This is a genomic window from Zoogloea oryzae (assembly GCF_030161255.1).
Classification (GTDB): domain Bacteria; phylum Pseudomonadota; class Gammaproteobacteria; order Burkholderiales; family Rhodocyclaceae; genus Zoogloea; species Zoogloea oryzae.
In genome coordinates this window covers 101,064-114,491 of the sequence record NZ_BSPX01000005.1, presented here as the reverse complement: position 1 = coordinate 114,491, position 13,428 = coordinate 101,064, and the positions used below count along the sequence as shown (strand labels likewise).

Below are 13,428 nucleotides of genomic sequence, written 5' to 3'. Positions count from 1 at the left end.
GCTCGCATCGAACGCCCGGCGTTTCTGTTTCATCAAGTTCTCCTCTACGGGTGGATGATCCACCTATCGAGGTGTCCGAGGAAATTAGACCACTACACCCACCTGAAACCAATCAGCTCCCGACCGGGAGCAAAAAGTATCCGGCCGGGAGCAAAAAGGTCCCAACTCGGAGCAAAAAGCTCCCGGTTGGAGATGCCGGGCTCCGGCCCTGTCGCGGGTTTGCATTGCGCCGGTCAGGCCCCATTGCGGCCCCATCCCATCACCCAGGAGATACGTGCCATGAAATCCGTCTTTCCCATCTCTGCCCTCGCGGTGCTTGTGCTGACTGCTGTGCCCCTCGCCGCCCACGCTGCCTGCCCCAGCGATCTCGAAGCCGCCGCCGTGGCCGCCGCCATCGTCGCCCACCAGCCGGTGCCGACGCCCGCCGGCGAGATGAGCATGGCCGATGGCCTGTGTGGCCGCGACAAGGTGGTGCGCTTCCTCGCCCAGACTTATGGCGACGTGGCGGGCTACAAGGCCGGCCTCACCAACCCGGCGGTGCAGAAGCGCTTCAACCACGACGCGCCCCTGCGCGGCACCCTGTTCAAATCCATGCTGGTGGCCGATGGCAGCGAGCTGCCGGTGAGCTTTGGCACCCGCCCGGTGTTCGAGGCGGACATGATCGTCGAGGTGGGCGATCCAGTCGCCCTGGCCAAGGCCGACACGCCCCTGGCGGCCCTGAAGGCACTCAAAAGCTTCTCGCCCTTCATCGAGTTGCCCGACCTGATGGTGGCCGACCCGTCGAAACTGGGCGGCCCGATGCTGGCGATGATCAACGTGGGCGCCCGCGCCGGCGTGGTCGGCAAGGCCATCCCCATCAAGGCGACGCCCGCGCTGGCCGAGTCCTTCGCCACCATGACCGTGACGATTACCGACAACACCGGTGCGGTGCTTGACACCGGCAAGGGCAGCGCCACCCTCGGCAACCCCCTGAACGCTGCCAGCTGGCTGGCCCGGGATCTGGCCGCCGCCGGCACGCCGCTGAAGCGTGGCGACCTGCTGTCGCTGGGCTCCTTCACCAAACTCTTTCCGCCCAAGGCGGGGATGGGGGTGACGGCGAAATACGAAGGGCTGCCGGGGAATCCGGTGGTGGGGGTGAGGTTTCGCTGAGGGCGACCGGGGGGCATCGCGCCGGCCCGTCGGCACCACCCGCCCTGTAGGTCGGACTGTAGGTCGGACTTCAGTCCGACAACCCCATCCGCTCAAGCCATGCTGTCGGACTGAAGTCCGACCTACAGGTACGGGGCGTGATCGGTGTGATGACGAGGCGGCGGCGCCGGCGCCTATTCGTCCCGCGCCTGGGTCATCACTACCCGGCCGCTTTCCAGGCGCTCTACCTGGGCCAGGGTGGAGACGGGCACGTGCAGGGCTTCGATGTGTTCGCGGCCTTGCTTGAAGCGTTTTTCGACCACGAAGCCGGCGCCCCGCACGTCGGCGCCGGCTTCCCGGGCCATCTCGATGAGGGCGGCGGCGGTGCGGCCGTTGGCGAGGAAGTCATCGACGATCACCACCCGCTGGCCGGGGCGGATGTAGCGGGTGGAGATTGCCAGCCGCGTCTCGACGCCCTTGGTGGGCGACGGAATGCTGCGGCAGATGGAGGGCGCTTCCACGTCGGTCGAGTATTTCTTGGCGTACACCATCGGCACGCTCAGGGCCTGGGCGACGATCAGCGCCGGGGCGATGCCGCTGGCCTCGGCGGTGAGGATCACGTTGGGCTGGAAGAAGGACAGCCGGCGGGCGAGCTCATGGGCCAGCTCGAAGATGAAGCCGGGCTCGATGCGGTGGTTGAGGAAGTGGTCGATGACCAGCATCTGGCCGTCGATGCTGCCTTCGGATTCGATCCGGCGGACGAGGGGGGCGTAGGGGGCGGTGAGATCTAGATGGGGGCTCATGGTGAGACTCGGCGGGAGACGGTGATTCCGGTGCCGGGGGTTACCGGCACGATCACTCTAGGACGATGACGGCGAGCTTGTCGTGACGCTTTCCGCGAGCCGGGCCAGCCGGCGGCGGACAAGGCCAATATGTTCACGCAGGGTGTAAAGCTCGTTGCTGAAGGCGAGGGGCAGCTTGCGGTGGGCGGCGCGCATCTCGATGCGGTCGAGGCGCAGGTTGAAGGCGTCGAGGGCGTCGGCGGTGCGGGCGGCTTCGGGCAGGGCGTCGATCTCGGCTTCGAGGTATTTGAGCTCGCCGTACCAGCGATACACCCGCGAGCGCATCCGCCAGTTGTAGATGCCGGGGATGATCTTGGTGAGGGGGATCACCACCGCAAACAGGGGCAGCACCATCACCAGCAGGCGGTCGATGAGCACGGCCAGCCAGAAGGGCAGGTAGCGCTGCAGCAGCGGCGGGCCGGAATCGTAGAAGCGCTGGGCCATGGGGTGCAGCGGCAGGGCGTGGTCGCGGGGCGTGGGGAAGGCGTTGGCGTCCTGGAGCAGGCCGGGCGGGCTGTGGATCTCGCGGGCGTGCTTGAGGAGCAGGGTGACGATGGCCGGGTGGATGTCGGCGCGCACCACCAGGTTGGCGGTGGCGGCCAGCAGCTGGATGTCGCGGGCAGGTTTGTCGGCGTGGATCTTGATGGCGCCCCGGGGCAGCACCACCTTCACGAGGTGGGGGAAGTGGCGCACGTAGCCGTCGGCCTGGGCAAAGTTGAGCAGGCTGATGCCGTCGGTGTGGAGGAGGGCATCGACCACCGGCGCCTGGGGCGCGCCCACCACGAAGAAGGCGTCGATCTCGCCGCGGCGCAGGGCGTCCACGGCGTCCATGCCGCCGATGGCGAGCAGCTTCGGGTCGTTGGTGGCAAAGCCGTTGGCGGCCAGTAGTTGCAGGGCGAAGAGCTGGGCGCCGCTGCCCTGAACGCCGATGGCGATCTTGCGGCCCTTGAGCTGGTAGATGCGGTCGTACTGGGCGTCACCCCGATAGAACACCCACACCGGCTCGAGATACATGCTGCCGAGGGTGGCGAGATCGTCGGATTCGGGTTCGTTGGCGATGCCGCCCTGGATGAAGCCCACGTCCACGTCGTCGTCGGTCTTCAGGCGGCGGAGGTTTTCCACCGCGCCGCTGGAGGGGCGCAGCTCGACCTCGATGCCTTCCTGGGCAAATTTTTCCCGGTAGCGTTCGCCGAAATACTGGTAGGCGCCGCCTTCGACGCCGGTGGTGATGACGATCTTCTTGGGCGGCGCCGGCTTGACGAACTGCCAGGCCAGCGCAAAGGCGGCGGCGACGAGCAGCAGCGCCGGCAGGGCGAGCAGCAGCAGGTCGCGCAGATTGCGGGTGTCGCCGTTGGCGGAGGTGGGCCGGCCCATGATGGATGTCGTCGTCGTGCGGCGTGGGGGCGAATCTTACCGCGCCCGGCCCCGGCCCGGCGAGCACCCGCGCAGGGCGCGCCGACGGGTGGCTTCTGCCGGCGGCGATTCTCCGGTACATTGCGCGCCCGGCTTTGATGTAAAAGGTGTTTTCGACGATGACGCGGCTGTTGCTTGCCCCGATGGAAGGCCTCGCGGACGACGTGCTGCGTGAGGTGCTGACCCGCGTGCCGGGTTACGACCACGCAGTGACGGAGTTCGTCCGGGTGTCGGGCACGCTGCTGCCCCGGCGCGCCTTTGCGCGGGTGTCGCCCGAGCTGCACGCCGGCAGCCGGACGAGCAGCGGCACGCCGGTGCGGGTGCAGCTGCTGGGCTCCGATCCGGCCTGCATGGGCGACAACGCGGCCCAGCTGGCGCGGATGAACCCGGCGGGGATCGACCTGAACTTCGGCTGCCCGGCGCCGCTGGTCAATCGCCACGGGGGCGGGGCTGCGCTGCTGGATACGCCGGAGGTGCTCCACGCCATCGCCTGCGAGGTGCGCCGCGCGGTGCCGCGGCACATTCCCTTCACCGCCAAGATGCGGTTGGGCGTGGGCGACACCGGGCGTGCGCTGGAGTGCGCCCAGGCCCTGGCCGACGGCGGCATCGAGGATCTCGTCGTGCATGCCCGCACCAAGACCGACGGTTACCGCCCGCCGGCCCACTGGGAATGGGTGGCGCGCATCGCCGACGTGGTGGACGTGCCGGTGGTGGCCAACGGCGAGGTTTGGAACGAGGCCGACTGGCGACGCTGTCGCGCGGTGAGCGGCGCGGCCGATGTGATGCTCGGGCGCGGCGCGGTGTCCGATCCCTTTCTGGCACGGCGAATCCGCGCCGGCGGTGAGACCGAGCCGGACCGCGAGGCCGAGTGGTTGGAGCTGCTGCCGCTGATCGGTGAGTTCTGGCGGCGCGTGCTGGCCAAGGTCGAGGCGCGCCATGCGCCGGGCCGGCTCAAGCAGTGGCTGGGCATGCTGCGGCGCAACTTCCCGCGGGCCGAGATCCTCTATGCCGAACTGCGCCCCCAGAAGGATCCGCTGGTGGTCGCCCACATCCTGGGCTGTCATGGCGTACCGGTGCTGAAGGCCGCCGCGTAGAATTGCGGGATGTACGCCAATTCGAAGATTCCCGAGAGCGCCCAGCCGGGCGTTCATGAGCACCTCATCGAGCGGGTTGCCAAGCATGCCCGCTCCGATTTCCGCAAACCCTATCTCGATTACAACAAGGCCGCTTTCGAGGCCAGCCTCGCTGGCTGGGACGGCAAGGCGCCGCTGATCCTCGACGCGGGCTGCGGGGTGGGGCACAGCACCATCCAGCTGGCCCGGGCGTTTCCCGAGCACTGGGTGATCGGCGTGGATCAGTCGGAAGACCGGCTGTCCCGCAAGAAGCCTTACCCCGACGCGCTGATGCCGAAGAACATGGTCTTCGTGCGGGCCGATCTGGTGGATTACTGGCGGCTGATGGCCGACGCTGGCCTCCGGCTCGACCGGCATTACATCCTGTACCCCAACCCGTGGCCGAAGATCGGGCACCTGGCCCGGCGATGGCATGCGCATCCGGTGTTTCCTTTTGTGCCAAGGCTGGGGGGAAGGCTGGAATGCCGCAGCAACTGGCATATTTATGTGGAAGAATTCGCCCTCGCGATCGGTCTGCTGACCGGCCGCGAGGTTGGCTGGGAGGCCTTCGAGGCCCCATCGCCGCTCACGCCTTTTGAACGCAAGTACCGGGATTCCGGCCAGACCCTTTACCGGTGTGTGGTGGAGCTCGATAGCCAACCAAAACTGGAGGAAAACCCGTCATGACCCAATTTCAATCCGAACCCCTGACCGAAGAAGAACTGGAGCAACTCGAGGAGCTGCTGGTTTCCGACGACGTGCCCGCCGACTGCATGAACATGGAGATGCTGGACGGCTACCTGGCCGCCATCGTCTCGTCGCCGCTGCCGATCAAGGTGGAAGAATGGCTGCCGGCGGTGTGGACTGCCGACGAGGGCGAAGTGGGCTTCGGCTCCGGGGCGGTGCTCCAGAAGGCCATCGAGCTCGTCCTGCGCTACTACAACGACATGCTGGCGGTGATCGGTGACGAGCTGGGCGACGAGGAGGGCGAGGCCGAAGGCTGGCAGCCGTTCTGCTACGCCCAGGGTGGCGACGACGACCCCGCCATCGGCGAAGAATGGACCAACGGCTTCGAGCAGGGCTTCGAGATGTGGCCGGTGGAATGGCCTGACAAGGTGAGCGACACGACCATCGCCGAAGCGTTGCTCGAGACCATCCTCGGGCCCGAAGAGGAAGTCTCGGTGCTGCCGGATGCCGAAGCCCAGCTGGCCGAGCTTGAAGAAAAGGGCCTCGCCGTGCAGCGGCTCTACCAGAACTGGCGCGCCCTTGGCCTGCCGACGCCGGAACCGGTGGCCGTGACCGCCGCCACCGGCGCCGCCAGGAGCGGCCCGGGCCGCAACGAACCCTGCCCCTGTGGCAGCGGCAAGAAGTACAAGAAATGCTGCGGCGAAGGGAAGTAAGCCTCCGCAGCCCTGAGGGCCCGGTTTTGTGGGCCTGAAGTACCGCGGCGAGATCGACGGCCTGCGGGCCGTCGCCGTCTTGCCGGTGATCCTGTTCCACGCTGGCTTCGGCCTTTTCGGCGGCGGCTATGTGGGCGTGGATGTCTTCTTCGTGATCAGCGGCTACCTGATCACGACCATCCTGCTTTCCGAACTCCAGGCCGGCACCTTCACCCTCGTCGGCTTCTACGAGCGGCGCGCCCGGCGCATCCTGCCGGCGCTGTTCGTGGTGATGCTGGCGACGCTGCCTTTTGCATGGTTGTGGCTGGCGCCGGGGGAAATGCAGAAGTTCTGCAACAGCCTGATCGGCGTCTCGCTGTTCACGTCCAATGTGCTGTTCTGGCGCGAGAGCGGCTATTTCGACAGCTCGGCGGAGCTCAAGCCGCTGCTCCACACCTGGAGCCTGGCGGTGGAGGAGCAGTACTACGTTTTCTTCCCGCTCCTCCTGATGGCCGCCTGGCGCCTGGGGCGGCGGCGGATCGCGATGCTGCTGGCGGTGCTGCTGGCGGCCAGCCTGGTGGTGGCCGAGTGGGGCCTGCGGCGCGATCCGACCGCCGCCTACTATCTGCTGCCCACCCGGGGCTGGGAGCTGCTCATCGGTGCGCTGGCGGCGGTGGTGCTGTCGGCCCGGGCTGGCGAGGGCGGGGCGCTCGTCCCGCCGCGGGCGTGGATGGGACAGGTGGCCAGCCTTGCGGGCCTGGTGGCGATCGCCGCGTCGGTCTTCCTGTTCGACCGGACCACGCCCTTCCCCGGGGCCTACGCGCTGCTGCCCACCGTGGGAACGGCGCTGGTGATCCTCTTCGCCACGCCGCAGACCGGCGTCGGGGCGATCCTGGGCAGCCGCTTCTTCGTGGGCGTGGGGATGCTCAGCTACAGCGCCTACCTGTGGCATCAGCCGCTTCTCGCCTTTGCCCGCGTGCGTGCCATCGGGGCGCCGAGTCATGGGTTGATGGCGGCGTTGGCGGTGGCGTCGGTGGGGCTGGCCTATCTCAGCTGGCGTTTTGTCGAGCGGCCTTTCCGCCAGCGGCGGACGATTCCCCGCCGGGCGGTGTTCGTGCTGAGTGGCGTGTTCCTATTGTTCTTCATCGCCGTGGGGCAGGGCGGGCGGATGACCGGCGGCTACGAGGCCGCGCGCCTCGATGAACGCCAGATCGCCCTGCGCAAGACGGCCGAGCCCAGCCCCCTGCGCGATGCCTGTCACACCCTCGATTCACCGGATTTCACCCCGCCGTCCCGCAGCTGCATGTATTTCAGCGGCCGGACCACCTGGGCGGTGTTCGGCGACAGCCACGCGGTCGAGCTCGCCTACGCGCTGGCCGAAGGCCTGCGGGATCACGGGCAGAGCCTCAGGCACCTGAGCTTCAGCGGTTGCGGCCCGGTGCTCGGGCTGGGCGATCTGGACACGCCTTGCCGGCGCTGGTCCGATGCGGCGCTGGCCTATCTGCTGTCGTTGCGAGGCGTCGATACGGTGGTGGTGGCCTACCGGATGAACCTGTATCTCTTTGGTGAGCACGAAGGCGTCTATCCGGCGCTGCCCGACACGGTGGGCGAGACGACGCGGCAGCGGGTGTGGCGCAGCTACGTGGATCTGGTGACGCGCCTGCACGCGGCCGGCAAGCGGGTGGTGGTGGTTGAGCAGGCGCCAGAGCTGCGCAAGGGCATCGGCGATCTCATCCTGCTGGAGCGCGGCGAGCGGATCGTCGGCGTTGCCGAGCGGTGGTGGATGCGCCGTCAGCGTTTTGTGCGCGATCATCTGGCCGACTTGCCGTCGGGCGTGATCCTGGTGGACCCGGCCGACGTCCTGTGCGACGGCAAGGTCTGTCTGGCCGCCAGCGGAGGCAAGGCCGACTACTTTGACGACGACCACCTGTCGGTGCATGGCGCCCGCAAGGTGGCGGGACAGATTTTCAAACTGGCGGCGCCCTCGGGCCCGTCGTGACACGGAGCAAGAACTTGGCCGATCCCTGCCTTACCTGCGGCGCGTGTTGCGCGAGCTTTCGGGTGGATTTCCACGTTTCGGATCTCGAAACCTGCCCTGGCGGCTGCGTGCCGGTGGCCCTGACGGTGCCGGTGACGGCCACCCTGGTGCGGATGCGCGGCACCGACGACGGCCCGCCGCGCTGCATCGCGCTGGCCGGCGAGATCGGCCAGGAGGTCAAATGCACGATCTACGACCGTCGTCCCGGGCCGTGCCGGGATTTCGCGCCCTTCGCGGCGCTGGGCATCGGCGACGAAGGCTGTGCCCGCGCCCGGCGTCGTCATGGCATGAAGCCGCTCGACGAGTGACTTCCTGCCGCTGATGACGGTGGTTTGACAGTTAGAAACATATATTTGATGCCCTTGTCTCGCAGCAGGCTTAGTCTGTCGGTTTGACCACCACCAGGAGAGACATATGGGTTTGCTGAGTTTCGTACGTGAAGCGGGCGAGAAGCTGTTCGGCCGCAAGGATGTGGAAGCCGCCGCCGCCGAGCCCAGTGCCGCCGACAAGCTGGCTGAACTCAACCAGAAGGCCGCCGCCTCGATCGTGGCCTACATCGACAAGCAAGGTCTCGACACCAGCGGGCTGGCGGTGAGCTTTGATGGCGCCAGCAGCACCGTGACGGTGGCCGGTACCGTGCTCGATCAGGCCACCAAGGAGAAGGTGCTGCTGTGCTGCGGCAACGTGGACGGCGTGGACAAGGTGGATGACCAGCTTGCCGTGACCAACCCCGAGCCGCCGGCCCAGTTCCACACCGTGGTGCGGGGCGACACCCTGTCGGCCATCGCCAAGGCGTTCTATGGCAACGCCAACGCCTACATGAAGATCTTCGAGGCCAACAAGCCGATGCTCGGCCACCCGGACAAGATCTACCCGGGCCAGGTGCTGCGCATTCCGGCCTGATTCCGGCGTTTGATGGGCTGCCGGCGGGCGGCCCGGATTGGCGGATTGGGTCGGGTCTGACACAATCCGCCGCTCCTCACATCTTTCGGCATCTGCCCGGAGCCCGCCACCATGACCATCCGTTTCCCTGTCGAAGGCGAATTCATCCAGCTCGACCAACTGCTGAAGGCCTCGGGCCTGTGCGGCTCGGGCGGCGAAGCCAAGCAGCGCGTCGCCGATGGTGCAGTCTTCGTGGATGGGGAAATCGAGAATCGCAAGCGGGCCAAGCTGCGCCCGGGGCAGCGCATCGACTTTGCCGGCGAGACCATCGAACTGGTCGCCGCCGGCTGATCGTTTTCTACCGGATTACTTCAGCAGCCCTTCGGCCTTGAGCGCCGCCTGAACGGCGGGGCGGGCCTTGATGCGTTCGGCAAAGGCGCCGAGGCTCGGCCACGGGCTGAGATCCACGTTCACCAGTCCCGCCCAGCCCAGCACCGTGAAGAGGTAGGCGTCGGCCACCGAGAACTCGTCGCCCAGCAGGTAGGGCTTGGCGTCGAGGGCCGTGGCCACGATCGGGAAGCGTCGGGCCAGGTTGGCACGGGCGGCTTCGCGCATGTCGTCGCTGGCGGCCGGGTTGAACAGCGGGCTGAAGCTCTTGTGGAGTTCGGTGCCGATGAAGGTCAGCCATTCCTGCAGTCGGGCGCGGGCGAGGGTGCCGGAGGGCGGGGCGAGCTTCTTCTCGGGCACCAGGTCGGCCACGTACTGCACGATGGCCGGGCCTTCGGTGAGGAGTTCGCCACCATCCAGCTGCAGCGCCGGCACGTAGCCCTTGGGGTTGATGGCGGCGTAGTTGGCGCCGGTCTCGGTCTCCTTGGTGCGCAGGTTCACCTTTTCGAGGGTGACGTCGAAACCGGCCTCGCGCAGCACGATGTGGGGCGAGAGGGAGCAGGCGCCAGGGGAGTAATAAAGCTTCATGGGTGTGTCTCCTTGAGTTTTTTTCAGTTTGGGTGGATGTCGCCATCCAGGTACAGCCAGTGGCCGTCCTCGCGGACGAAGCGACTGGTTTCGTGCAGGCGGTGGGCGCGGCCGCCGATCTTGTAGCGGGCCACGAATTCCACCACCGCATGGGTCTCGTCGGTCTGCTCGAAGCGCTTGACCGCGAGGCCCAGCCACTTGGTGGGCGGATCGTCGGCAAGGTTCAGGGCGGACGGACGGAAATCGGGATGCCAGGTGGCAAGGAGGTAGTCGTCCCGGCCGAGGGTGAAGGCGGTGTAACGGGAGCGCATCAGCGCCTCGGCGGTGGGCGCCGGTTCGCCGTGGTCGAGGTGCCGGCCGCAACAGGCGGCATATTCGGCGGGCTTGCCGCAGGGGCAGGGATGGGCCATGGGTGGGCAGCGGTTGGAGCAGGAGGCGGCATTCTGGAATGAGGCGGGTGGGCTCTGCAAGCAATCGCGATGCCATTCCTTGAGATTCCGGCATGGGTGCCGTTAGAGACAAGGTCAACGATCTTGGGCAGATAATCAGCATTCCGGTTGCTGGAAGTCGGGGCGTCGCTTGCCCGGCCGGACGGTGCGAGGTGGAGGCATGGGATTGAAAAGTCGGGGAATGGGTATTCGGGGCAAGCTGATCGCGATCTTCGTGGTCATCAAGGTGCTCCCGTTGCTGTTGCTGGCGCTGCTGGCCTGGGGGATGGCCCAGCGGCTCGGGGATACGGTGAGCGCCAGGGCGAGCGCAATGGCCGAGTCGATGCTGGCGACGGTCAAACAGGTGGGCGAGGGCGCCACCAATGATTCGATCAAGGCCCTGGACGACCGGGCGCGGATCGCCATCGAGCGGCTCACCACCGACACCGCGCGGGCGGTGGCCAGCTTTCTGTATGATCGGGATTCGGATATCCGCCAGGCATCCCTGATCGAGCCCTCCGAAGGCGCGTACCGCAACTTCCTGCTTTATCGGCTGCGGCCGGTCCATCGCCACGGTCCGTGGCAGCTGGCGGAGGATGGCGCCCGCTGGGAGCCCGCGGCTTCGGATGAATGGGACGAGGCGCTGGCGGCCGACCCTCGTCAGGCGCTGGCCGACAACGCGAAGTCGTTCAGTGCCCGTCCGCCCGAATACATCGGCCATGCGGAACCCCGCCCGCTGTTTGTGGAGATGAGCTTCGTCGACCTGCAGGGCAGGGAGCGGGTGAAGGTGGTGACCGGCGATCTCATGCCGGGCGAACTGCGCGACGTGAGCAATCCGCACCACACCTTCCTGAAGGCCGAGCGCTACTGGCCCGAGCTGAAGAAGCTCAAGCCGGGCGAGATCTACGTCTCGGACGTGATCGGCGCCTACGTGGGCAGCAAGGTGGTGGGCGCGTATCTGCCGGCCAGTGCCAAGAAGGCGGGCATCGAGTTCAAGCCGGAAGAGTCGGCCTACGCGGGCACCGAGAACCCGGTGGGCAAGCGCTTCCGCGGCATCGTGCGGTGGGCGACGCCGGTCCAGCGGGGCGGCAGGATCGTCGGCTACGTGACCCTGGCTCTCGATCACGACCACATCCGCGAGTTCACCGACCACATCAGCCCGACCGATTCGCGCTACACCCCCATCAACGACGCCATCGTCGGCAACTACGCCTTCATGTGGGATCACCGCAGCCGCGCGATCTCGCACCCGCGGGATTACTTCATCCCCGGTTACGATCCGGCCACCGGTGAGCCGGTGACGCCGTGGCTGGACCAGTCGCTTTACGAAGCCTGGCAGGCGTCGGGCAAGTCGTCACGGGACTTCCTCGAGACGGTAAAACCCTTCGACGAGCAGTCGCTAAAGAAGAAGCCGGCGGTGGCACTGATCAAGGCTGGCACCGTGGGGCTCGACTGTCGCTATCTCAACTTCTCGCCCCAGTGTGCCGGCTGGAACCAGCTCACCGAAAAGGGCGGCTCGGGCTCGTTCACGATCTTCTTCTCGGGCCTCTGGAAACTGACCACCGCAGCGGCGATCCCGTATTACACCGGCCAGTACGCCCAATCCCCGCGCGGTTTCGGCATCGTCACCATCGGCGCCAACGTGGATGACTTCCACCGGGCGGCGACCGAATCGGCCAAGCGCATCGGGCAGAGCATCGCCGAGATGGACAAGTCGCTCCTCGCCCAGCGCCAGGGGCTGCAGGACGGCATCGCCGAGAACCTGACCCAGACTGCCGGGGCGCTCACGCTATCCACGCTGCTGATGGTGGCGCTGGTGATCGTCGTGGCGATCTGGATGGCCCAGTTCATCACGCGCCGGATCACCACCATGATCGGTGGCCTCGGGCGCTTCCAGGCGGGCGAGCTGTCCTATCGCCTGAAGGTGCAGACCGACGACGAGATGGGGCAGCTGGCCCAGTCGTTCAACAGCATGGCCGACGAGGTGCAGGAATCGTTCAAGCGCTCGGAAGAGGCCCGGACCCGGGCGGAGGAGGCCAACAAGCTCAAGTCGGACTTCCTCGCCAGCATGTCCCACGAGCTGCGCACGCCGCTCAACGGCATCCTCGGCTATTCGGAGCTGCTGCAGCTCGAACTGGCCGATCCGGTCCATCTGGAGTACGCCACCACGATCCAGTCCTCGGGCAAGCACCTGCTGGACATCGTCAATGATCTGCTCGACCTCGCGAAGATCGAGGCCGGGCGGCTCGAATTGAAGTCGACGAACCACGGTCTGGTCGGCCTTGCCCGCGAACTTGTTGGCGCCCACCGCCCCCATGCGCAGGCCAAGGGGCTGTCCCTGGAGCTCGAACTGGCCGACAACCTGCCCGAGTCGCTGTCGATGGACATTCAGCGGGTAAGACAGATTCTCAATAATCTCTTGAACAACGCGATCAAGTTCACAGAGAATGGCAGGATTGGCCTTCGCGTGACACTGGACGGCGAGCGGGTTGCCTTCGCCGTCTCCGACACCGGGCCGGGCATCCCGCCCGAGGCACAGGAAGTCATTTTCGAGAGATTCCGCCAGTTGGACCAATTCCTGACCCGTGACCACGGTGGCACCGGCCTTGGTCTCGCCCTCGCGCGGGAGCTCGCGCACCTGCTGGGCGGCGACCTCGTCGTGCAGTCGATCATGGGCGTTGGCTCCACATTCACCCTGTTCCTTCCGATCACCCTCCCGCAGTCCCGATAGGCACTTTCCATGAGCGATTCGTCCTCCTCCCTGAAAAGGGTTCTCGTTGTAGACGACAACGTGATCAACCGACGCCTCGCGATCGCATTCGTGAGCCGCCTCGGGTACACCACGGATCAGGCCGAGGATGGCCCGGACGCGCTTGCCAAGCTGGATGCCGAGCCCTTCAGCATCGTGCTCCTCGATATCAGCATGCCCGGCATGTCGGGTGAAGAGGTGCTCGCGCGCATCCGCGCCGACAGCCGATTCGGCGGCCTGCGCGTCATCGCCTATACTGCCCATGCGCTCCCGGAAGAGAGGCAGCGGCTCATTGATGCGGGTTTTGACGATCTGCTGATCAAGCCGATCACGCTGGGCGCCGTCGAGCGCGTGCTCCAGGCCTGATGCACGCACCGGCATGGTGCGGGAGCCGTTGAACTTGCTGGAAAAATTGGATTGTGCGTTCGCACAATCGAGGTAGTTTTAAAATATAATATATATAAGACTTGGCTCTGCCTTAT

General features: G+C 66.6%; 14 protein-coding genes. 10 read left to right on the top strand and 4 right to left on the bottom strand.

Annotation, left to right across the window (positions count from 1 at the left end):
* Positions 1 to 279 precede the first annotated feature (279 nt).
* Positions 280 to 1,149: a 2-keto-4-pentenoate hydratase gene (locus QQK25_RS03635; protein ID WP_284186721.1), complete on the top strand. Its 870-nt coding sequence runs from the start codon at positions 280 to 282 to the stop codon at positions 1,147 to 1,149.
* A gap of 173 nt (positions 1,150 to 1,322) precedes the next feature.
* On the opposite strand, the gene xpt is transcribed toward QQK25_RS03635, so the two are convergent.
* Entirely contained in the window at positions 1,323 to 1,931 is a 609-nt protein-coding gene (gene xpt, locus QQK25_RS03630; RefSeq protein WP_284186720.1) for a xanthine phosphoribosyltransferase, read from the bottom strand.
* 57 nt (positions 1,932 to 1,988) lie between these two features.
* Positions 1,989 to 3,344 (bottom strand): TAXI family TRAP transporter solute-binding subunit, encoded by a 1,356-nt coding sequence (locus QQK25_RS03625; protein ID WP_284186719.1) that lies wholly within the window; start codon positions 3,342 to 3,344, stop codon positions 1,989 to 1,991.
* 158 nt (positions 3,345 to 3,502) lie between these two features.
* On the opposite strand from QQK25_RS03625, the gene QQK25_RS03620 reads away from it, so the two are divergent.
* From QQK25_RS03620 to QQK25_RS03590, 7 genes are all read left to right on the top strand, one after another.
* Positions 3,503 to 4,477 (top strand): tRNA dihydrouridine synthase, encoded by a 975-nt coding sequence (locus QQK25_RS03620; RefSeq protein WP_284186718.1) that lies wholly within the window; start codon positions 3,503 to 3,505, stop codon positions 4,475 to 4,477.
* Positions 4,478 to 4,486: 9 nt separating this feature from the next.
* Entirely contained in the window at positions 4,487 to 5,182 is a 696-nt protein-coding gene (gene trmB, locus QQK25_RS03615) for a tRNA (guanine(46)-N(7))-methyltransferase TrmB (protein WP_284186717.1), read from the top strand.
* A complete protein-coding gene (locus QQK25_RS03610; protein WP_284186716.1) occupies positions 5,179 to 5,895 on the top strand; it encodes a UPF0149 family protein in 717 nt (238 codons plus the stop codon). The genes trmB and QQK25_RS03610 overlap by 4 nt, the downstream gene beginning before the upstream one ends.
* Positions 5,896 to 5,923: 28 nt before the next feature.
* Complete coding sequence (locus QQK25_RS03605) at positions 5,924 to 7,873, top strand: acyltransferase family protein (protein WP_284186715.1); 1,950 nt, start codon at positions 5,924 to 5,926, stop codon at positions 7,871 to 7,873.
* A 14-nt stretch (positions 7,874 to 7,887) separates the two neighbouring features.
* The gene (locus tag QQK25_RS03600; RefSeq protein WP_284186714.1) at positions 7,888 to 8,220 is read left to right on the top strand and encodes a YkgJ family cysteine cluster protein; all 333 of its coding nucleotides are present in this window, start codon (positions 7,888 to 7,890) and stop codon (positions 8,218 to 8,220) included.
* A gap of 106 nt (positions 8,221 to 8,326) precedes the next feature.
* Positions 8,327 to 8,815 carry a peptidoglycan-binding protein LysM gene (gene lysM, locus QQK25_RS03595; protein ID WP_284186713.1) on the top strand — a complete coding sequence of 163 codons (489 nt, stop codon included), beginning with the start codon at positions 8,327 to 8,329 and terminating at the stop codon, positions 8,813 to 8,815.
* A 111-nt stretch (positions 8,816 to 8,926) separates the two neighbouring features.
* Positions 8,927 to 9,145, top strand: a complete 219-nt coding sequence (locus tag QQK25_RS03590; protein ID WP_153161073.1) for an RNA-binding S4 domain-containing protein — start codon at positions 8,927 to 8,929, stop codon at positions 9,143 to 9,145.
* Between the two features lie 15 nt (positions 9,146 to 9,160).
* Here QQK25_RS03590 and gstA read toward each other — a convergent pair whose 3' ends face one another.
* Both gstA and QQK25_RS03580 read right to left on the bottom strand, forming a co-directional pair.
* Positions 9,161 to 9,769, bottom strand: a complete 609-nt coding sequence (gstA, locus tag QQK25_RS03585) for a glutathione transferase GstA (RefSeq protein WP_284186712.1) — start codon at positions 9,767 to 9,769, stop codon at positions 9,161 to 9,163.
* A gap of 23 nt (positions 9,770 to 9,792) precedes the next feature.
* Complete coding sequence (locus QQK25_RS03580) at positions 9,793 to 10,179, bottom strand: YchJ family protein (protein WP_284186711.1); 387 nt, start codon at positions 10,177 to 10,179, stop codon at positions 9,793 to 9,795.
* Positions 10,180 to 10,399: 220 nt separating this feature from the next.
* Between QQK25_RS03580 and QQK25_RS03575 the strand changes: the two genes are divergently transcribed.
* Both QQK25_RS03575 and QQK25_RS03570 read left to right on the top strand, forming a co-directional pair.
* Positions 10,400 to 12,928 carry a sensor histidine kinase gene (locus tag QQK25_RS03575; protein ID WP_284186710.1) on the top strand — a complete coding sequence of 843 codons (2,529 nt, stop codon included), beginning with the start codon at positions 10,400 to 10,402 and terminating at the stop codon, positions 12,926 to 12,928.
* A gap of 9 nt (positions 12,929 to 12,937) precedes the next feature.
* Positions 12,938 to 13,312, top strand: a complete 375-nt coding sequence (locus tag QQK25_RS03570) for a response regulator (RefSeq protein ID WP_284186709.1) — start codon at positions 12,938 to 12,940, stop codon at positions 13,310 to 13,312.
* Positions 13,313 to 13,428 lie beyond the last annotated feature (116 nt).

Bases quoted from the DNA above. Each gene is read 5' to 3' on its own strand.
- QQK25_RS03635 (WP_284186721.1), top strand. From the start codon at position 280: ATGAAATCCGTCTTTCCCATCTCTGCCCTCGCGGTGCTTGTGCTGACT.
- xpt (WP_284186720.1), bottom strand. From the start codon at position 1,931: ATGAGCCCCCATCTAGATCTCACCGCCCCCTACGCCCCCCTCGTCCGC.
- QQK25_RS03625 (WP_284186719.1), bottom strand. From the start codon at position 3,344: ATGGGCCGGCCCACCTCCGCCAACGGCGACACCCGCAATCTGCGCGAC.
- QQK25_RS03620 (WP_284186718.1), top strand. From the start codon at position 3,503: ATGACGCGGCTGTTGCTTGCCCCGATGGAAGGCCTCGCGGACGACGTG.
- trmB (WP_284186717.1), top strand. From the start codon at position 4,487: ATGTACGCCAATTCGAAGATTCCCGAGAGCGCCCAGCCGGGCGTTCAT.
- QQK25_RS03610 (WP_284186716.1), top strand. From the start codon at position 5,179: ATGACCCAATTTCAATCCGAACCCCTGACCGAAGAAGAACTGGAGCAA.
- lysM (WP_284186713.1), top strand. From the start codon at position 8,327: ATGGGTTTGCTGAGTTTCGTACGTGAAGCGGGCGAGAAGCTGTTCGGC.
- QQK25_RS03590 (WP_153161073.1), top strand. From the start codon at position 8,927: ATGACCATCCGTTTCCCTGTCGAAGGCGAATTCATCCAGCTCGACCAA.
- gstA (WP_284186712.1), bottom strand. From the start codon at position 9,769: ATGAAGCTTTATTACTCCCCTGGCGCCTGCTCCCTCTCGCCCCACATC.
- QQK25_RS03580 (WP_284186711.1), bottom strand. From the start codon at position 10,179: ATGGCCCATCCCTGCCCCTGCGGCAAGCCCGCCGAATATGCCGCCTGT.
- QQK25_RS03575 (WP_284186710.1), top strand. From the start codon at position 10,400: ATGGGTATTCGGGGCAAGCTGATCGCGATCTTCGTGGTCATCAAGGTG.
- QQK25_RS03570 (WP_284186709.1), top strand. From the start codon at position 12,938: ATGAGCGATTCGTCCTCCTCCCTGAAAAGGGTTCTCGTTGTAGACGAC.